This is a genomic window from Paenibacillus psychroresistens (assembly GCF_009728935.1).
GTDB lineage: Bacteria > Bacillota > Bacilli > Paenibacillales > NBRC-103111 > Paenibacillus_AC > Paenibacillus_AC psychroresistens.
On sequence record NZ_CP034235.1, the window covers coordinates 4,182,467 to 4,201,464 of the forward strand.

18 protein-coding genes are annotated in these 18,998 nt (G+C 41.7%); 6 read left to right on the plus strand and 12 right to left on the minus strand.

What is annotated here, in order from left to right:
* Positions 1 to 5 precede the first annotated feature (5 nt).
* The gene (locus tag EHS13_RS18955; RefSeq protein ID WP_155701867.1) at positions 6 to 2,402 is read right to left on the minus strand and encodes a cyclic di-GMP-binding domain-containing protein, MshE-related; all 2,397 of its coding nucleotides are present in this window, start codon (positions 2,400 to 2,402) and stop codon (positions 6 to 8) included.
* Entirely contained in the window at positions 2,381 to 2,611 is a 231-nt protein-coding gene (locus EHS13_RS18960; protein WP_155701868.1) for a hypothetical protein, read from the minus strand. Before EHS13_RS18960 ends, EHS13_RS18955 begins: the two co-directional genes overlap by 22 nt.
* A gap of 236 nt (positions 2,612 to 2,847) precedes the next feature.
* Here EHS13_RS18960 and EHS13_RS18965 point away from each other — a divergent pair, with 236 nt between their 5' ends.
* Entirely contained in the window at positions 2,848 to 3,711 is an 864-nt protein-coding gene (locus EHS13_RS18965) for a class I SAM-dependent methyltransferase (protein ID WP_155701869.1), read from the plus strand.
* Between the two features lies 1 nt (position 3,712).
* On the plus strand, positions 3,713 to 4,426 hold the full coding sequence (locus EHS13_RS18970) for an RluA family pseudouridine synthase (protein ID WP_155701870.1): 714 nt from the start codon (positions 3,713 to 3,715) through the stop codon (positions 4,424 to 4,426).
* Here the strand turns inward: EHS13_RS18970 and EHS13_RS18975 are convergent.
* Entirely contained in the window at positions 4,423 to 4,830 is a 408-nt protein-coding gene (locus tag EHS13_RS18975) for a MarR family transcriptional regulator (protein WP_155701871.1), read from the minus strand. The genes EHS13_RS18970 and EHS13_RS18975 overlap by 4 nt on opposite strands.
* Before the next feature lie 218 nt (positions 4,831 to 5,048).
* On the opposite strand from EHS13_RS18975, the gene EHS13_RS36440 reads away from it, so the two are divergent.
* The gene (locus tag EHS13_RS36440; RefSeq protein ID WP_193571429.1) at positions 5,049 to 5,222 is read left to right on the plus strand and encodes a hypothetical protein; all 174 of its coding nucleotides are present in this window, start codon (positions 5,049 to 5,051) and stop codon (positions 5,220 to 5,222) included.
* Between the two features lie 3 nt (positions 5,223 to 5,225).
* Here the strand turns inward: EHS13_RS36440 and gyrA are convergent, their stop codons facing one another.
* From gyrA to EHS13_RS19000, 5 genes are all read right to left on the minus strand, one after another.
* The gene (gene gyrA / locus EHS13_RS18980; RefSeq protein ID WP_155701872.1) at positions 5,226 to 7,667 is read right to left on the minus strand and encodes a DNA gyrase subunit A; all 2,442 of its coding nucleotides are present in this window, start codon (positions 7,665 to 7,667) and stop codon (positions 5,226 to 5,228) included.
* A 12-nt stretch (positions 7,668 to 7,679) separates the two neighbouring features.
* Positions 7,680 to 9,656, minus strand: a complete 1,977-nt coding sequence (parE, locus tag EHS13_RS18985) for a DNA topoisomerase IV subunit B (protein WP_155701873.1) — start codon at positions 9,654 to 9,656, stop codon at positions 7,680 to 7,682.
* A 61-nt stretch (positions 9,657 to 9,717) separates the two neighbouring features.
* Positions 9,718 to 10,710, minus strand: coding sequence for an ABC transporter permease (locus EHS13_RS18990; RefSeq protein WP_155701874.1), 993 nt, complete (start codon positions 10,708 to 10,710; stop codon positions 9,718 to 9,720).
* Positions 10,703 to 11,677, minus strand: a complete 975-nt coding sequence (locus tag EHS13_RS18995; RefSeq protein WP_155701875.1) for an ABC transporter ATP-binding protein — start codon at positions 11,675 to 11,677, stop codon at positions 10,703 to 10,705. The genes EHS13_RS18990 and EHS13_RS18995 overlap by 8 nt, the downstream gene beginning before the upstream one ends.
* Positions 11,678 to 11,704: 27 nt before the next feature.
* Complete coding sequence (locus EHS13_RS19000; RefSeq protein ID WP_155701876.1) at positions 11,705 to 12,577, minus strand: GDSL-type esterase/lipase family protein; 873 nt, start codon at positions 12,575 to 12,577, stop codon at positions 11,705 to 11,707.
* A 241-nt stretch (positions 12,578 to 12,818) separates the two neighbouring features.
* On the opposite strand from EHS13_RS19000, the gene EHS13_RS19005 reads away from it, so the two are divergent.
* The 3 genes from EHS13_RS19005 to clpP are packed head-to-tail and all read left to right on the plus strand — an operon-like array spanning position 12,819 to position 14,227.
* Positions 12,819 to 13,349 carry an ArsR/SmtB family transcription factor gene (locus tag EHS13_RS19005; RefSeq protein WP_155705424.1) on the plus strand — a complete coding sequence of 177 codons (531 nt, stop codon included), beginning with the start codon at positions 12,819 to 12,821 and terminating at the stop codon, positions 13,347 to 13,349.
* A gap of 13 nt (positions 13,350 to 13,362) precedes the next feature.
* Positions 13,363 to 13,602, plus strand: a complete 240-nt coding sequence (locus EHS13_RS19010; RefSeq protein WP_155701877.1) for a hypothetical protein — start codon at positions 13,363 to 13,365, stop codon at positions 13,600 to 13,602.
* 43 nt (positions 13,603 to 13,645) lie between these two features.
* The gene (gene clpP, locus EHS13_RS19015; protein ID WP_155701878.1) at positions 13,646 to 14,227 is read left to right on the plus strand and encodes an ATP-dependent Clp endopeptidase proteolytic subunit ClpP; all 582 of its coding nucleotides are present in this window, start codon (positions 13,646 to 13,648) and stop codon (positions 14,225 to 14,227) included.
* A 55-nt stretch (positions 14,228 to 14,282) separates the two neighbouring features.
* Here the strand turns inward: clpP and EHS13_RS19020 are convergent, their stop codons facing one another.
* The 4 genes from EHS13_RS19020 to EHS13_RS19035 are packed head-to-tail and all read right to left on the minus strand — an operon-like array spanning position 14,283 to position 18,992.
* Positions 14,283 to 14,879 (minus strand): MSMEG_1061 family FMN-dependent PPOX-type flavoprotein, encoded by a 597-nt coding sequence (locus tag EHS13_RS19020; protein ID WP_227013433.1) that lies wholly within the window; start codon positions 14,877 to 14,879, stop codon positions 14,283 to 14,285.
* 32 nt (positions 14,880 to 14,911) lie between these two features.
* Positions 14,912 to 15,355 carry a protein-tyrosine phosphatase family protein gene (locus tag EHS13_RS19025; protein WP_227013434.1) on the minus strand — a complete coding sequence of 148 codons (444 nt, stop codon included), beginning with the start codon at positions 15,353 to 15,355 and terminating at the stop codon, positions 14,912 to 14,914.
* Positions 15,356 to 15,375: 20 nt separating this feature from the next.
* Positions 15,376 to 17,217: an ABC transporter ATP-binding protein gene (locus EHS13_RS19030; protein ID WP_405083507.1), complete on the minus strand. Its 1,842-nt coding sequence runs from the start codon at positions 17,215 to 17,217 to the stop codon at positions 15,376 to 15,378.
* Positions 17,205 to 18,992, minus strand: a complete 1,788-nt coding sequence (locus tag EHS13_RS19035; protein WP_155701881.1) for an ABC transporter ATP-binding protein — start codon at positions 18,990 to 18,992, stop codon at positions 17,205 to 17,207. The genes EHS13_RS19030 and EHS13_RS19035 overlap by 13 nt, the downstream gene beginning before the upstream one ends.
* Positions 18,993 to 18,998 lie beyond the last annotated feature (6 nt).

Consider the following 18,998-nt stretch of genomic DNA (forward strand, 5'->3'; position numbering starts at 1 on the left):
ATACTTTATAAACCGCCGTGATCGACGAATTTACCTGTTCCGTTCCCATTCTCATGATGCGGTTTAGATAAGCCATGGGTAGTCTTCTCCCAATAAAACGGCTTGGTTACTAGCTGCCATGCTGCTTTAACGGCAGCTATGCTCATCAACACCCAATAAAAAGGCGTGAGCAAGGCATATTTAACAAGCCGGTAGCTAAAAACGGTTTCTTTCTTCTGCTCCAATTGGTGAATGACCCAATAAATACCGACAATATTGCTAAATACAAACAAAAAGTTGCCTGCATAAAATTCCCATGATGCTGAATAATAGATAAATCCAGGAAAGAATTGCTTAATAATTGTTGCTTTCCAGCCATACCAGAGGATGATCATTACCCAAAATAGCGGGTTTAGTAAAGGAATCAAGGGAGTTGCTAAAACCATTAGCTGAAAGCCAAGAAACCCTTTAGTTCCAAGCTCTTTCCATAATCGATAGGGGTTACGCATATGCACAAGCCAGGTTTGCATGTAGCCTTTAATCCAACGCGAACGCTGGCGAATCCAATTGCCGACTTGGCTGTTGGCTTCCTCCCATGTTCTGGAATCGACAATTGCTGTCGTATAACCAGATTTGTACAAACGAATACCTAAATCCGCATCCTCTGTCACATTATAAGGATCCCAAGCATTGACCTCGCGCAAAACAGACATTTTGAAATGATTAGAGGTGCCGCCCAATGGAATTGGAATATTCAATTGCATGATGCCAGGCAGCAGCAACTCGAACCACATGCTGTACTCCTGTGTAAACCAACGGGTCAATAAATTCTGATTGCTGTTAAAATAATTCAGCTTTGCTTGGATACACGCGCAATTGCTAGGACTTCTCAAAAAGGCAGCATAGACTTTTTTAAGCTGATCGGGATCAGGACGGTCTTCTGCATCAAAAATGACCACATATTCTCCCCGAGCGCGAATAAGGCCATAATTGCAAGCCTTTGGCTTCGTTTTGGGCAAGCTATGCGGTACGACTATGGTCGTATAATAAGCAGGTAAATCCATGTTATGGAGGATTTCCTGAGCTTCTATATCATCTTGCTCAATCAACAAACGTACGTCCAGCTTTGACTTGGGATAATCCAAACGCTCCAAGTTCTGCAGAAGCTGGGGAATCACGCGACCTTCTTTGTACATCGGAACAAGGATCGTATAAACAGGCAGCTTTTTTTCATCAATGGCATCAATTTCTTCAGGTGTAAACCTGAGCTGCGCTTTATCTCTCGTCCCATATAAGATCGTAATAAATTTAAATAACGTCATAACAAAATAAAACACCTGTACTATCAAATTAACGACAATTAAGGTTACAAGCCAGCTCCAGATTAAACATACGATAAATAAGAGCGCCATTGCTCCAATAATTGTAATTTGAGGTTTAGTGAAGGTAATATGCGCTGAGTTCTGTGGCTGCTCCTCGACTAACTTTTGCGTACTTTCCAGCATGAGCTCCTCTTCATAAACACTCTTCCAGAAAAACTCCAGCTCATCCCGAGTTGCCAATACTAGCTCTATCGGCATACCCAAATAGGTTTCTATTTCTTGAGTTGCCTCTTCAGAAAGCGGTGCACTGACTGCAACAAGATAACGATTCGAATCTTCGTTAATGACAATGGCATCATATTTTCTTGCCAGCTGTTCCGGCAGCTTTCTTGTATTCTCGAAGCTGAACTCAGATCCAACTCTGCCTAGGCTGCTCTGGGTTGCTATGATTCGGTATAGCTTCTCAGGGGCAATAAATCTTAAAGCCAGCAATACGTCGCCTAAGACGCCTCCGCTTTTTTGCTGAAATTCAATGGCTTTATTAAGCTGATCCTGGGTAATCTCCCCTGAATCCACCAGCATATCACCTAAACGCCCGTGACCGGGCTGGTTGCTAGCAATCTGCTCCATTTGTTTTTTGGACATGTAGCCCATTTCTATAATAATATCACCTAAACGCCCACCAACTTTTTGCTGCTGCTCGAAAACTAGCCCTAATTGTTCCTGCGTTAAAAGGCCATCCGCAATAAGCCTATCTCCAAGCTTAAGCCGCACAACAGGAATCGAGGTCAAGCTCTCCAGCTTGGCATCTTCTTCATATAAACCGTATTTAGCCCAAAACGCTCTATATTTGAGATTGTTTTTTAGATGAATATAACTGCCAACACGCAAATATTTCTGATTAATTTCTTCCGTTAATTCTTGTACTTTTATATCTAGTGCCGTTACTTCTGCGTCGTTAATCTTTTTTTCCAATGCTGCATTCAGCTGTATATCTGATAAATGATCCGTTAGCTTTTCGATGGCCTCGATTGTCGTTTTCTTGTTTAACCCAAACCAAGATTTCTGAAATAGATCCCTTAATGGCTTTTTTCGATCCATGTGCGCAACTCCTGCTCCAGTTCACCTAAATGTGAAACTCTCTCCGTTAGCTCATCGACTTGTTGAAGAAGCTCATCTCTTTTTAGATCATATGATTGTTGCTGAAGCTCTTTCTCGGCTAGTGCTTGCTTAATATCCGTTTCAAGCTTGCTCATATAACGTTTTACTTCTCTTGGGTTAAAGCCGAATAGTCTTTTAGCACTTGTCATATGCCGCTCCCCCTCTAACCCTATCTACCCTTTTTCGACATTGCTCAAACTATTACAACATTTTATCATAGGTATATAGGTAAATATTGAAGATTTAGCTTCCTTTTAAGGGATAATTTAGCTAAAAGATCAGCTTATTATTAAAAATTCTGCGTTCTAATTGGATATTAGGTATTGAAATAAAGTACAATGAAAAGTAATGTTTTACAGTTGATTTGAAGGAAGGTTCTATTAATATGTATTTAGCTAATGAATGGAAAGACTATGAATTGATGGATACGGGAGACGGAGAAAAGCTCGAACGCTGGGGAGGAGTCGTATTAAGACGCCCTGATCCGCAGGTGATTTGGCCGGCTTCCGCCGATCCTTCGCTTTGGAATAATGCAAATGCGGATTATCATCGCAGCTCAAGTGGTGGTGGCCAGTGGAACGAGAAGGTTAAGCTACCTGAACGTTGGACAATAGCTTATAAAGAACTGAAGTTCCACATTAAACCAACTAGCTTTAAACATACCGGTTTGTTTCCGGAGCAAGCTGTGAACTGGCAATGGATGATGGATAAAATCAAAGCGGCTAATCGGCCCATTAAAGTTTTAAACCTCTTTGCTTACACAGGTGGAGCAACTGTAGCTTGCGCCTATGCTGGAGCAGAAGTATGCCATATTGACGCTTCTAAAGGCATGGTACAATGGGCCAAAGAAAATTTGGCTTTATCTAATTTAAGTGATAAACCAGTGCGCTTCATCACCGATGACGTATTTAAATTCGTCCAAAGAGAACAACGGCGCGGCAGCTTCTATGACGCGATCATTATGGATCCTCCCTCTTACGGGCGTGGACCTAGCGGGGAAATGTGGAAGCTTGAGACGAATCTATATCCCTTTGTCGAAGAATGCATGACCATTCTAACGCCTAATCCGCTTTTCATGTTGATCAACTCTTATACAACAGGAATCTCTGCCTCCGTTTTGACGAATGTGTTAAGTTTAACAATGAAAACTAAATATAATGGCAAGATAACAAGCGGAGAAATAGGAATCCCGATCACAACCTCAGGCCTTAATCTGCCATGCGGTATCTTGGGTCGCTGGGAGGCTTAGAATGTCTGGTTTTAACATCCCTTCCATTCCGATCATTTACGAGGATAATCATTTGCTTATCGTGGTCAAGCCTCCTAATATGCCAACTCAAGCGGATGACTCCTTGGATTTAGATCTCTTAACTGCTTTAAAAGAAGATATTAAACAACGGTATTCCAAGCCAGGCAGCGTTTATCTGGGTCTGGTCCACCGGCTGGATCGTCCAGTTGGAGGAGCTATGGTTTTTGCCAAAACATCGAAAGCAGCATCTCGTTTATCCGAGTCCATCCGCAGCCGTGACTTTGGTAAATGTTATTTTGCAGTCATCCATGGAACGCCAAAAAAAGCACAAGATAAACTTGTGCATTACTTGGTAAAAGATACGAAAACCAATATGGTGACCGCTGTGGATAAGAAGCATCCTGAAGCCAAGGAAGCTATTCTCGAGTATGAGATCCTTGCTCACCATAATGACTTGAGCTTAGTGCATATTAAGCTGCATACGGGAAGATCCCATCAAATTCGAGTGCAGTTTGCGACGATTGGCAACCCCTTATTCGGAGATCAACGGTATGGTGCACATGTAAATCAAGTAGGTCAACAAATTGCTTTATGGTCAGCAGAGCTTTCCTTCGAGCATCCTACCTTGAAAGAACGTGTAACCTTCCATTCGATTCCCCCGACAACGGCATTCCCTTGGAATGTGTGGGAAGAAAATAAGTACCTGAAAAGTTAGACAGCTGTAACCTTGCCTAACAGATAGATAAGCAGCTGTTGATTGTGTGAGGAAATCTTATTCAAGTAGTTTTCAATGAATTGCTGTCTAATATCAAGGCCACGCTGACATTCAGCTTGGCCTTTTTCTGTGGCCGTAATCCAGACAATTCGCCGATCTTTATCATCACGTTCACGATTAATTAATTCACTTTTCTCCATGCGATCCAGTAAGGTTGTAATTGCAGCAGGTGTCGTGGAAAGATATTGAATAAAATCGGAAGGCTTCATCCGATCCTGTTGCAGCAAATGCTCCAACAGATGCAGCTGACCTTCTGTTAGACTATCTGCCAGCTTCGATTCCATATGCATTTTCATTTCCTTGGAAAGCTTAAACCACAACTTAGCAAATTCCTTTGAATACATGGAAGAATCCCTCCGATTTCCGATCATTTGCTCTATTATATCATGGTTATTGGGAGAGTAAAAGCTTAATTACATTAATATTTTATGTCATAAATCGAGTGTTTTCGCACCTTTTGACTGCATTCTACATATAGTGGCAGTACAAATGCCTATATAATTTAAAGTTAATGCTTACGAAGAAAGTTTGCTTACGCAAAACTCTTAGGAGGTGCTCACACATGGACGAAGAACAATGGAAAAAAGAGCTTTACAAGAAGGCCCAAACCATGGGAATAATAAACGACCCACAATGGTTGAATCGGTTGAATGAACCAATACCAGTGTGGGCCGTGCTTGAAATTGTCTTAAAGTTAGTTGATATTGTCGATCCGCCATCCAAAAGCTACGATTGATGCTTAAGCCTGTGGAAGCTTCAATAGCTCCAGAATTCGGCTTCCCTTAGCATACGGGATTAGTAATTTACCAATCGACTTACGATCTTCAATCGGTGCCGTTTCGGTTGAGAAGGTAATTTTCTCTCCGCCGCTAATTATTGCGACCATCGTACAGGCTTCTTTAATGGCATATGCACGGATTAATGTAGTTCCATTCGGACGGACGCGCTTGCCTTCTTTAAACTCGAAGGTAACAATTCCTTTACCGCCGCGTCCTTGAATTGGATAATCCAGCAGCAAAGAGCTTTTTACGTAGCCTAAATCGGATACGACCATTAGCTCTCCTTCTTCGCCTTCCACCCATTCTGCTGCAATAACAACGTCCTGATCTTTTAATTGAATCCCGCGTACCCCAGTAGCCACTCGACCCATCGCATTCACTTCAACTTCTTTAAACCGAATGCTCATCCCTTGCGCCGTTACTAAGATGATGTCTTTACGGCCGTCTGTAAGCTTCACCTGGATAACTTCGTCCAGTTCACTAACCTTACAACCAACAATACCAATAGAACGGTTCGTATAATATTCTTTAAGCTCAGTTCGTTTCACTTGCCCTTTTCGAGTTACGAACACGAGTGATTTCTCTTCATCATTAAAATCCTTAATCGGAATAACAGATACAATTCGATCTTCCTTAGGAATAGGAATGACATTCACGATCGCTGTACCATTCTCTTTCCATTTGAACTCCGGAATTTGATGGACAGGCAATAAGTAATATTGGCCTTTTTGGGTGAAGATAAGCAGATTATGGATGGTATTCACATCCAAACGATAGCGAACATAATCGCCTTCCTTTAAGCCAATTGTATTCATATCCCCGCCTGATCGGGTAAAGGATAATAAACTGGTACGCTTCAAGTAACCTTCGTTAGAAATCGTTACCAGTACATCTTCGGCGACTACCATTACCTCTAGATTAACCTTAAGCTCTTCAATCTCCCCCTGAATCTCAGAGCGGCGATCTATCCCATATTTATCACGAATCTCGCTCATCTCTTCCTTAATGACGCTTAGGAGCTTATTTAAGCTGCCAAGAATTGATTTAAGATAGGCGATATTCTTGTTGACTTCTTTAAGCTCTTTTTCCAAAGAATGAATTTCAAGGTTGGTCAAACGATACAATTGGAGAATTAGGATGGCATCTGCTTGGCGTTCGGTAAAGCCATATGCACTTACTAAGTTCTTTTGAGCATCTAAGCGGTTTTTAGAAGCTTTAATCGTCGCAATCACTTCATCTAAGATATTAAGCGCTTTTGCAAGCCCTTCAAGTACGTGTGCACGGTCTGCCGCTTTATCAAGCTCATATTGGGAGCGGAAGGTAACAACTTCCTTCTGGTGCTCAATATAAGCCTCTAATATATCCTTGATTCCTAGTTGACGAGGGGTTTTATTGACAATGGCAACCATATTAAAGCTATATGCCACCTGCAGATCAGTTTTTTTGAGCAAATAGGACAAAATCCCTTGAGCATCTGCTTCTTTTTTAAGCTCAATCACAATTCTTAAGCCATTACGTCCACTTTCGTCACGAACCTCGGCGATTCCCTCGACTTTTTTCTCAAGACGCAGATTTTCCATGGCTGTAACTAAACGCGACTTAACCACTTGGTAGGGTATTTCCGTAATCACGATTTGTTGGCGTCCGCCACGCATATCTTCAATGGAGGTTTTCGACCGAAGGTAAATTCGGCCTTTTCCTGTTTGGAACGCTTCGCGAATCCCCTCTTCGCCCATGATAATTCCACCCGTTGGAAAATCAGGTCCTTTTATGATCCCCATAATCTGTTCTAAAGTTATTTGAGGATTATCCATCATTGCGATGCAAGCATTAATAACCTCGCGCAAATTATGCGGAGGAATGTCTGTCGCAAAGCCTGAGGATATGCCGCTAACCCCGTTTACGAGCAAATTGGGATAACGAGATGGCAATACCGTTGGTTCCTTGGTTGTATTATCAAAGTTATCTTTAAACAAAACGGTACGTTTATCAATGTCTCTTAGTAATTCCATTGCGATTTCGGACAAACGAGCTTCCGTATAACGCATGGCTGCTGCTGGATCATCATCCTGTGATCCCCAGTTGCCATGGCCATCAACTAGCACATGCCCCATTTTCCAAGGCTGAGCCATCCGTACCATACCCTCATAAATCGAAGAGTCACCATGCGGATGGTAATTCCCCATGACATCACCAACGGTTTTCGCTGATTTACGGTAAATTTTATCAGGGGTATTGCCTGAATCATACATCGCATAGAGAATTCGGCGTTGCACAGGCTTTAAACCATCCCTAACATCAGGTATAGCGCGATCTTGAATAATATATTTAGAATAGCGTCCAAATCGGTCCCCTACCAAATCCTCCAAAAAGGCTGGTGAAATTTGCTCATTCACACTCATTTGCTTGCTCCTTTATTCCACATATTCCGTAAAATCTACATTTTCAATAATCCAACGCTTCCGCGGGTCAACTTTATCGCCCATCAAGGTGGAAACGCGACGCTCTGCCTTAGCTGCATCTTCAATTTGCACTTGAAACAAAGTTCTAAGCTCTGGATCCATCGTAGTTTCCCATAATTGATCCGGATTCATTTCTCCAAGCCCTTTATATCGCTGCAGTTCCACGTTACCGCCAAACTCTTTAGTAATCTTGCTTAAATCATCATCGGTATAGGCATATTTCATTTGCGTATTTTTGCCGGCTTTTTTAGTCACTTTAAATAACGGCGGCTGTGCAATATATACTTTTCCTGCATCAATCAACGGCTTCATATACCGATAAAAGAATGTCAGCAGCAGTACTTGAATATGTGCGCCATCTGTATCCGCATCTGTCATGATAATAATTTTTCCATAATTGGTTTCTTCCTGGTCGAATTCAGGTCCTACCCCAGCACCAATCGCCGCGATAATCGCTTTATACTCTTCATTCTTCAGAATATCGAGCAGCTTGGCTTTCTCTGGATTCATTGGCTTGCCTTTTAACGGCAGGATCGCTTGATGCTTTGAATCACGGCCTTGCTTGGCAGAGCCTCCAGCGGAATCCCCTTCGACAATAAACAGCTCATTGCGTTGATAATCCTTCGATTGGGCAGGTGTTAATTTACCGTTGAGATTAGAGCTTTCGCTTTTGCCTTTTTTGCCGCTGCGAATTTCTTCGCGTGCTTTACGAGCTGCTTCTCTTGCTCTTGCAGATTGAACGGCTTTCTTCAGCATCATTTGTGCATCGTTTGGATTTTCTTCAAGGAAAACAGCCATACGATCCGCTACAATGGAATCTACAACGCTTCTAGCAGACGAACTTCCTAGCTGGTCTTTGGTTTGGCCAACAAACTCAACCTCGCCCATCTTAATATTAAGCACAATCATCATGCCTTCACGTAAATCTGAACCCTCTAAATTCTTATCCTTTTCCTTCAAAATAGTCATTTTTCGCGCATAATCATTTAAAACCCGGGTATAGGCTGCCTTAAAGCCCGTTTCATGGGTTCCGCCTCCACGAGTGGGGATGGAATTAACGAAGGAAGCTAAGGTTTCCGTATATCCATCGTTATACTGCAAAGCGACTTCAACCTCAATATCATCCTTCTCGCCCGTAAAATGGACAACCTTATGCAAAACTGTTTTATCCTCATTTAAGAATTCAACAAATTGCTTGGCTCCACCCTCATACTGATAAGTATCCTGTTTATCTGAGCGCTCATCCTTAATACTTACCTTCAAACCTGAATTTAGAAAAGCAATTTCCTGCAGCCGCTCTGACAATGTATCATAGTTTACGGCAATCCCTGCTTGAAATACACGTTTGTCGGGTTTGAAAGTAACCTTTGTTCCTGTTTTATTAGTCGTACCCATAACATCTAATCCTGTAGTTGGCTGCCCTACATGTTCTTTGTCGTTTGCATCCACCCAATACTCAAAACGTTGTTTATGTATTTTACCATCACGTGAAATTTCAACTTCCAGCCATTCTGATAAAGCGTTCGTCACGGAAGCGCCTACTCCATGCAAGCCACCTGATTTCTTATAACCAGAACCACCAAATTTACCGCCAGCATGCAAAATTGTAAACACAACCTGAGGTGTCGGCACCCCCGTCTTGTGCATGCCTGTCGGAATTCCCCGACCATTATCACGTACGCTTATCGATTGATCGCGATGGATAACTAAATCAATCGCAGAGCAATGCTTCGCTAAATGCTCGTCCACTGCATTATCAACAATCTCCCAAACAATATGATGCAACCCGGATGGACCTGTGCTGCCGATATACATACCCGGCCTTTTACGTACTGCAACAAGCCCTTCTAGTACCTGTATATCATCCGCTTCGTAGTTCGAATTCGGTGGCTTTGGATCTTTCTTTTCTATTTCTAGCTGTTCGGCCATGCAAAAGCCCCCTGTTTCAACAATGTAAACTATTAAGCATTATAACACGACAATTCTTACTTTAGCTCAAAATATCCCTTTTTGTAAATACTCGAAATGAAACTAATAACGAAAGCAACGCCCAAACAGCTAACACACTTAGCGAAAATGGCAGCGTCAGCCCTGGAATTGGCGGTACACTTCCGCTTAAAAAAGTAACTGTTTCGAGGTTAACCATGAATAAATATTTGGCCGTTTCCCAAGATGAAACCATATTCGCAAGAATGGTTCCAGCAATTAATGTTGCTAGCATGATCCCCATACCGGCGGCGGTGCTCCTTACCAACACAGATACCATCAAGGATAAACAACCTACTACTATGCAAGAAAACCAGCCTAAGCTCATTTCCATCAGCAGGTAGAGCCATTGATCCACGACATGAGCATTAGCTGTGCTTAATTCTGTGCCTGATACCTGGAATCCGGTCAGAACAGGCATAGTCCAACCCGCATAACCAAAAACGAGTCCTGAGATAGCATAGCACAACAAACCGGTCGTGAGTATGATTAAGGAAATAAATAAGCATAAGGTGATCAGCTTGCTCATCAGAATTTTCCATCTGCGTACAGGTCGCGTCAGCAGTATTTTGATTGTACCCGTTGATTGCTCAGACGATACAATATCGGCTGCAACGACTGCTACCATTAATGGAAGAAACAAACCAATCGCATTTTTAAAGAAGTCACGAGTAAAGGTTACTCCGTTTGGAGATTGCGGATCGATATCTTTATTCAAGCTATATTGCAGACGTTTAATTTCTACCTTTAAATACCGTTTCCACTCTTCGGGGACTCGGTTACTGCTCAAACGGTTCGTATAATCAGAGATTTGCTGCTGTGTACTCACACGCCAATTCTCCGTACCAAATTGCTTGCGCGAGCTCTCGGCAATCTTCAACTGCGCATAGGTAAACACAGGAATCAATAAAGCAATAATCAGAATAATCACTAAAAATCGACGTTTTTTCAGCATCTTAATCGTTTCATTCTGGATGAGCGGATATAAACTAATCAATTTTCTCACCCTCCGTTAAACGCAGGAATAAATCTTCGAGCGTTGGATTTTTAATGTTAATACCGTGGACCTGAACCAAATTCTGGACTAGCTTAGCATTAATAATCGGGATTTGATGCTCAGGCATTTCGCAGACAAGTGTGCGGATTAATGAAATAACATTGGATGGTGCTGCAATAGCTTCTATGCTGTCTTCTTTATTAGCCTCAACTAAGGTTACTCCCTCGCTTGCTTCTAGCAAAGCCAACCCTTTCTCAAAAGGAGCTAGCCTCCACTCAACAATCGTCGTATTCTGCCTAATTAAATCATCGACATTACCTACAGCGATGACATTTCCATGACTTATGATAGCCACACGATCACACATCAGTTGAATTTCACTTAGAAGATGGCTGGAGACAAAAACGGATAACCCTTCCTTAGCTAAATTGCGAATGAATATACGCATTTCTTTAATCCCCTGCGGGTCTAAGCCATTAGTAGGCTCGTCCAGAATGAGCAGCTTAGGTTTTCCTAATAAAGCTTGAGCGATTCCAAGGCGCTGCCTCATCCCAAGCGAATAGGTTTTCACTTTGTCGTGAATCCGTTGATCCATTCCCACTATTGCGACTACCTCATGGATTCTGCTTTCCGTTACGTTCGGCAGCATTCTAGCAAAATGCTCTAAGTTTTCCCAGCCAGTTAAATAAGCGTAAAGCTCGGGATTTTCAACGATACAACCAACATGCTGCAAGGCTTCATCCGGCCGTTTGCTTACCGAAATGCCACAGATTGAAATAGTACCTTCCGTCGGTTTAATTAAATCGACTAACATCCGGATTGTTGTCGTTTTCCCTGATCCATTCGGACCTAGAAACCCGAACACTTCTCCAGCACGAACTTCGAATGAAATGCCTTTAATAATCCATTTATCTTTTATTTTTTTCTTAATGTTATTTACGGATAAGACAATGGTTTCATCCTTCATAGTGTTACACAGCCTTCCTAACTAGTTTCACTCTGGCAATGGCAATGATAATGCTTGTACAACTCGATCCGCTATCCGTTCATAACCCAATAAATTCGGATGAAACTCATCGATGTATAGATAATATTTGATATTCAGTTGGAATAGATCAAATGTAGGTACAACCAACATATTGGGGTACGCACTAGCAACCTGTGAGGCTTTAAGGTTCCAATCCTGGAGGATAGCTGTTCCTTCTTTTTTTGTATCCTGTTCGTAATAGGGATTATATAAGCCTACATAAACGATTTTGGCGTTAGGATTCAATGTGGCAATTGTGGTTAAAATTTTTGCCATTTTCTCTTCAGAGGCTGACAAGCTTTTCTTAATCTCCGCATAATTAATTTCAAGATTGCTCCCAGGCGTTTCGCTCGGTGCTGGAGTCACTTTTATTTTAGTATCTGTCACATCAATTGGATTGTCAGCGGCATGATTTAGATCATTTCCTCCGATAGTTAACATGATTATATCTGCACTTTTTATTAGATTCTGAATATTCGGTTCCTCTAATGAATTCAGCAAATTATCTGCACGCCAGCCATTGATGGCTTGATTGATTACATGAACGGGCTTTTTTAAAATGACTTCAAGCTTTTTAGCCGCTTTCCCGGCATAACCACCTTCTAAAGATAAATCTCCTGTGCCTTTGGTTAATGAATCACCTAAAGCTACAATAGTAACATCGCCCTTCGGAAACATCTCCATTACACCTCCGCTAGTTGAGGAAGGCTCTTCACCAAAATCGGAAGGCTTCGGATTAATCACATCCTGGGCTGCATAAATAAAACCAAAAATAAATAATAATGTTGAAAATGCTGCGATTGAACCAACCACACGCCAAAGCGTTCGCGAAGATTTCATCCGGAGGTCTCCTTCTCAGAGTTTTCTTATCGAAAACTTAAATTTTATATGTAACCAAGCCCTTACAAATAAGATTAAAGCTTCATCACTAATTATGCAAACGAACTGTATTTTCTTGTTTGACAATTTAATTTTTATGTAATAAAATATTTTTACGTAATATATATATGTTAATGAGGTGGTCCTTTACTTGTTGGTTAACATTCAAGAAAGCTATGTATTGGAAACACCCGAGCAAGCCATGGCTTTGCTCAATCCGCTTCGAGCTGAAATTGTCGCTCATTTGCTGGAGCCTGCATCTGCATCAGAAGTCGCTAGGCGTTTAAGTGAAACACCACAACGAGTTAATTATCATTTAAAATCATTAGAAAAAGTTGGCATTGTGCGGCGAGTTGGTTCGAGGCAGGTGCGCAATTTGGTAGAAGTACTCTTTCAGGCTGTTGCCAAAAGCTTTGTGCTAGCAGAATCACTAAGCATGAAGCCTGAGACAGTCCGGAAGCTGAAGGATCAAGGCGCACTCGCCCATCTTGTTACAACCTCGGAACGAATGAAAAAAGACGCACTTCTACTCATGGAGCAATCGGATGAGAATGAAGTCATTGCGAGCGCTGCATTGCAGCTGCAGGTCAAGCTGGCAGATCCCGAACAACGCCATGCCTTTGTCGAGGAATATGTCAGCTTGGTTCATAAGCTTGTAGCTAAGTATCACAGCGATTCTAAGGATGAAACAGCTTATCAGGTTATCCTAGCCGTATATCCACAACCCATTTAAGGAGGCAATATCGATGAAGACTGAGCAGGAAAGCAAGGATTTATTAGTTTGGCAGGAAGCTCCACTCCCTCAGGAAAAATCCCACACTAAAGTAGTGGAATTATCAGACTATCGCCGCAGCCAGGAATCAACGATTGTTAGCTGGGATGTGCCCGCAGTTGAAGCAATCAAGCCTGTTAAGCTAATAATGGTATCTTCTGGATTCACGATCCGCAGCTTTGGCGGAAATGGGATTCAAAGCATGGCTGCTTAAAGCACTAAACTAAATTTGAACAGTTCTAAGGAGGATAAAGACAATGAGTGTAATTCCTATGGTAGTTGAACAAAGCGGGCGTGGTGAACGCTCCTATGATATTTATTCTAGACTCTTGAAGGACCGTATTGTATTCCTCGGCAGTCCAATTGATGATCAAAGTGCCAATGCTATTGTCGCTCAATTACTTTTCTTAGCTGCTGAAGATGCTGAGAAAGACATCCATCTCTACATCAATTGCCCCGGCGGTTCCACTACTGCTGGATTTGCCATTTATGATACGATGAAATTCATTAAACCCGATGTATCGACCATATGTGTAGGGATGGCAGCCTCCATGGGATCTCTCCTCCTTACATCTGGAGCGCCTGGGAAAAGATTTGCTTTGCCTAGTGCCGAAATCATGCTGCATCAGCCATGGGGTGGCGCTCAAGGCCAAGCGAGCGATATTCAAATTCGTGCCTTGCATATCCAAAAAACGAAGGATACCTTATACCGCATATATTCTGAAACTACTAAGCAGTCCATTGAAAAAATCACTGCAGACTGTGATCGTGATTTTTTTCTCTCTGCTGCTGAAGGAAAAGAATATGGCTTGATTGATAAAGTTGTCGAGAATATGTAGCTCAATTAACAGCAAAAAAGGCCAAAACGAGTGAAAATTCGTTTTGACCTTTTTTTTACAGTGAAACACCATTAATAACCAAATGTGCACGGAACATTTCATTGACAGAAGGTAGTTCCTCTTTAGTAAACCAATTCTCCGCATTCCACATTCCGGCTTGTTTAAAGGCTCTCGGACAATGAATGAAGCACTCCTCCACCTCAACCACAACCGCTAAACCTGTCGTTTTGCCATCCCACCGCATGCTCGCAATAAATTCTTCACTTCGCGTGATTATGGCTCGCCCATTGATACGAAGGACTTCCTCTAGACCAGGTATGAGAAAAATCATACCCATTTGTGGATTTTCAACGATATTCAATAAAGAATCAATCCGTCTATTCCCCATACGATCTGGAAAAACCAATCTTCGCTCATCAAGAACTTTAACAAACCCCAGTTTATCTCCACGCGGAGATACATCCGTCCGTCCATCTAATGCTGAGGTTGCAAGAAAGAATATGGACGACATGGCTAAATAGCCTGCAATATGCGGATCAATATGTGTGATTGTTTTTTTAACTACATGCTCATGTGGAGGCTCGAGCATCGCTTTAAGCTCCTCAGAGCTAGTAATCACATCTTTAATTTTACTGAAATCATTCATCGCCATTCTATCTCCTGTTCAATTGGATATCCTCCAATTCAAGGATTCGGGTATATCTTAAACAAAGCTTCCTTTTGTGCATAACCTAAGCTAACAATGGGTCGAATACTCTTGGCTAAGTCCTCAGCTTCACTTACCGTAGAAGCTAAACCAAGCGCAATTAGAGTCCCGGCAGCTACGGTTCCGGCTCTGCCGCTTCCGGCTCCGCAGTGAAAACCAACTTTTTTGCCTGCTTTATAAGCCCCAACTACTTCTTCAATTGCCTTTTTAAACAATTGCTCCGTCACTATAGGTGAATTATCGCCTAAAGGTATCTGAATCCACTCTGTGCCTGCAGAAGGATACGCACTTTGAGTAGCTTCACCTCGTAAATCAATAATAACGTCAACCTCTTCATTCTTAATCATCGCTTCTACGTCTCTCGCACCGCCAAAAAAAATCCGATCCTCAACCAGTGCATGATAATTGCCGCTTACCTTCACGTACCGACACATCCTTTATATTAGCCTGTTTCATTTAAGAAACGGAACTGTGCTTGGATCAGACCATAATAGATGCCTTTTCCCTCGATCAATTGCTCGTGACTGCCCATTTCCATGATCCGCCCATGATCCAAAACCACGATATTGTCAGCGTTGCGAATTGTCGATAAACGATGCGCAATAATGAACGAGGTGCGCCCGGCAAGCAAGATTTTGAGTGCCTCTTGAATCTTCAGCTCGGTCTCCGTATCAATACTTGCTGTTGCTTCATCGAGAATAAGAATTCGCGGATTCGCCAGCAAAGCACGTGCAAAGGATATTAACTGGCGTTGGCCCATGGATAACACATTACCACGCTCTTGGACCTCAGTATCATAGCCATTAACTAGATCTTTAATAAAATCGTCTGCATTAACAGCCTTTGCTGCAAGCTCAACCTCTTCATCCGTAGCGTCCAAACGCCCAAAACGAATGTTATCGCGAATCGTACCTGAGAATATAAAAGTATCCTGAAGTACAATCCCAATTTGAGAACGCAAGCTTTGAATAGTCACTTCACGAATCGGATGTCCATCAATTAGAATCCGACCTTCAACTGGATCATAAAACCGTGAAATCAGATTAATAATCGTACTCTTGCCTGATCCCGTATGTCCGACTAAGGCAATGGATTGACCTGCCTGGACCTCTAAGTTTATCCCTTTTAATGCTGGTCTGCCAGGCTCATACTCAAAAACTAGATTTTCGATACTGATATTCCCTTTAATCGGAGGCATCTTAGGAGCATGGGCATTTTCTTCAACTGTCGGTTTCTCATCAATAAATTCAAAAATACGTTCAGAGGACGCCATAGCTATCAGCAATTGGGAATACATTTGGCCTAATCGGTTGATTGGATCCCAAAAATGTCCGATATAGGTAGCAAAACCGACCAATATCCCAATACTAATCTCACCCGTTTGCACCAAATGAGCGCCATACCAGAACAGAATACAATACCCAATTGCTCCTGTGATTTCAATGATTGGGCCAAAGCTTTGATTTAAGCCCGAAGCTTTGTTCCAGGAGAACCGATTGACTTTATTCATCCCATCAAAATAGTTCATGTTGTCTTTCTCTTGTGTATAAGCTTGAGTTACCCGAATGCCTTGTATGCTCTCGTTCAAATGCGAGTTAATTCGGGATTGCTTCATCCGAACATCCTGCCAGGCTCGACGAATTCGCTTGCGTAATGTAGTGGAAACCATAAACATTAAGGGAACTGTAATCATTATAGCAAGCCCAAGCTTAAGGTTAAAGCTCAGTAGAATAATAATTATCCCGAGCAATTGTATACTGTCAATTAAGACATTCACAACCCCATTCGTGAATAGATCCTGAAGTGAATTCACATCATTTGTAACTCTAACTAATACCGATCCTGCAGGTCTTTTATCAAAAAAACGAAAGGAAAGCTGCTGAATATGACTGAATAAATCTCGCCTTAGATCATAAATGACCCTTTGTCCAATATCGTTTGTATAACGAATTCGATAATTGCTGGAAAGCCATTGGATCACATAAACGGCAGCCATGGTCCCTGTTACTATAAGCAATAATGAACCATTTTTTTCTAAAATAGCATGATCAATCGCAAAAGTTATGAGCATTGGAATAGCAAGCTTACTCAGCGTAACAATAAGGATCGTGATGATAATGATCGGCAGCATTTTCTTGCTGTATGGCTTCATGTATTTGCCTAATCGCTTTAATTGGCTCCAGTCAAACGGTTTTTCCATAATGTCATCATCTTGATAGACAAAACGCTCTTGTTTTTTAATGTCCTTTTCTTCTTGCTGTTCGGCTGTTATCAAAGGACCCACCCCTTCTCTTTTTCCACTTTATCTGGAGCTTTTTCAGCCTCTGTTTGCATATCTGCATATTGAATCTGGTAAGTTTTTAGATAAGGCCCAGGTTGACGCAACAGCTCATTATGAGTCCCTCTTTGGATAACTTTTCCTTGATCTAGCACAATTATTTCATCTGCATGTCTTAAAGAAGATATCCGATGTGCAATGATAAAAGTGGTACGGCCCTTCATAACTTCGCGGAAGCCTGCTTGAATCTCATGCTCCGTTTCCATATCTACTGCGCTTGTAGCATCATCGAGGATCAATATTCTAGGATCCTTAAGTAAGGCTCTTGCAATAGCAATTCTTTGCTTCTGTCCACCAGACAAGCCTAATCCACGTTCACCTACAATCGTATCATAGCCCAATGGCAGCTCCATAATAAAATCATGTGCTCTGGCTAGCTTCGCCACTTGAATGACTTGCTCCATCGAGATATCTCTAATCCCATAGGCGATATTATTACGAATCGATGCGGAGAATAGGAAGGTTTCTTGAAAAACTACCGCAATTTGACGTCGTAAGCTCTCAAGTGAAATATCGTTGATATTATAACCATCTAAAGTTATACGACCGCTTTTTAAATTATAGGCCCTGTATAATAGCTGAATAATCGTTGATTTCCCTGCTCCAGTCCCGCCTAATATTCCAATTACACTTCCAGGAGGAGCATCCAAGCTTAAATCAATTAATGCAGGTTTCTTATCGGGATAGGCAAAATTGACATCCTCAAAGGTAACAAAGCCTTTAACCTGAGAAGGAGCTAGTGAAATAGCATGCTCTTTATCTTTAACATGTACGTATTGATTGATAATTTCCAGTACCCGCTCACCAGAAGCTTTGGATTGCGTATAGTTATTAATGTGAAAGCCAATCCCCCACAAAGGGCCAATAATGTACCAAATCAAGCTGAAGAAGGCGACTAATTCCCCGATAGACATGCTATCTTGAATGACCATATATCCGCCAATCCCTAACAAGATCACGACACTTAAATTCGCAAACAGCTCCATAACTGGAAAATACTTAGCCCATATTCCAGCCGAAAGCAAGTTGCTTGATTTATAGTCAGCGCTATGGACCATAAAACGCTTCACTTCATGCTCTTCACGAGCAAATGATTTAACCGTACGCACACCTGTAATATTCTCTTGTACAGCCGTTGTCAGATCACTCATCGATTGACGAATTATTCGAAAGGCGGGATGTATTTTCGTTTCAAATTTAGAAGCAGTGATGACCAAGAAAGGCATAAAAATCAAGGTTAACAAAGTTAGCTTCCAATTGATCGAGAACATCATAGCTGATCCAAAAACTAGCATCAAAACCACATTTAATATTTGGGCGAATCCAAATCCAAGGAACATACGTATGGCATCTAAATCAGCAGTCAACCGCGACATTAAATCGCCTGTTTTTGCTTTGTCATAGTATTGAAAGGATAGCTGCTGCAGCTTATCATATAGAGCATTACGCAAATTATACGCCATCCAATTTCCTAAACGCCCACCTGTCAAACCATGCAGGAATTGCAGCATTCCCTTTAAAGTAACTACGAGAACTACAATGATAGCGAGAACAGGCACTTTGTCATACTTCTCTTTAACAATGACTTCATCGATTAAATAACGCAGTAAATTGGGATAAACGAGTCCTAAGCCAGTTGCAAACGCCAAACATAAAATAGAGATAAAAAATAGCTTTCTTTTTGGCCAATAAAACTCTTTCAGCTGCTTAAAAACATTCATTGGAAA

Excerpts from the sequence above, each read along its gene's own strand:
- EHS13_RS18955 (WP_155701867.1), bottom strand. The coding sequence starts at position 2,402 with ATGGATCGAAAAAAGCCATTAAGGGATCTATTTCAGAAATCTTGGTTT.
- EHS13_RS18960 (WP_155701868.1), bottom strand. The coding sequence starts at position 2,611 with ATGACAAGTGCTAAAAGACTATTCGGCTTTAACCCAAGAGAAGTAAAA.
- EHS13_RS18965 (WP_155701869.1), top strand. The coding sequence starts at position 2,848 with ATGTATTTAGCTAATGAATGGAAAGACTATGAATTGATGGATACGGGA.
- EHS13_RS18970 (WP_155701870.1), top strand. The coding sequence starts at position 3,713 with ATGTCTGGTTTTAACATCCCTTCCATTCCGATCATTTACGAGGATAAT.
- EHS13_RS18975 (WP_155701871.1), bottom strand. The coding sequence starts at position 4,830 with ATGTATTCAAAGGAATTTGCTAAGTTGTGGTTTAAGCTTTCCAAGGAA.
- EHS13_RS36440 (WP_193571429.1), top strand. The coding sequence starts at position 5,049 with ATGGACGAAGAACAATGGAAAAAAGAGCTTTACAAGAAGGCCCAAACC.
- gyrA (WP_155701872.1), bottom strand. The coding sequence starts at position 7,667 with ATGAGTGTGAATGAGCAAATTTCACCAGCCTTTTTGGAGGATTTGGTA.
- parE (WP_155701873.1), bottom strand. The coding sequence starts at position 9,656 with ATGGCCGAACAGCTAGAAATAGAAAAGAAAGATCCAAAGCCACCGAAT.
- EHS13_RS18995 (WP_155701875.1), bottom strand. The coding sequence starts at position 11,677 with ATGAAGGATGAAACCATTGTCTTATCCGTAAATAACATTAAGAAAAAA.
- EHS13_RS19000 (WP_155701876.1), bottom strand. The coding sequence starts at position 12,577 with ATGAAATCTTCGCGAACGCTTTGGCGTGTGGTTGGTTCAATCGCAGCA.
- EHS13_RS19005 (WP_155705424.1), top strand. The coding sequence starts at position 12,819 with ATGGCTTTGCTCAATCCGCTTCGAGCTGAAATTGTCGCTCATTTGCTG.
- EHS13_RS19010 (WP_155701877.1), top strand. The coding sequence starts at position 13,363 with ATGAAGACTGAGCAGGAAAGCAAGGATTTATTAGTTTGGCAGGAAGCT.
- clpP (WP_155701878.1), top strand. The coding sequence starts at position 13,646 with ATGAGTGTAATTCCTATGGTAGTTGAACAAAGCGGGCGTGGTGAACGC.
- EHS13_RS19020 (WP_227013433.1), bottom strand. The coding sequence starts at position 14,879 with ATGGCGATGAATGATTTCAGTAAAATTAAAGATGTGATTACTAGCTCT.
- EHS13_RS19035 (WP_155701881.1), bottom strand. The coding sequence starts at position 18,992 with ATGAATGTTTTTAAGCAGCTGAAAGAGTTTTATTGGCCAAAAAGAAAG.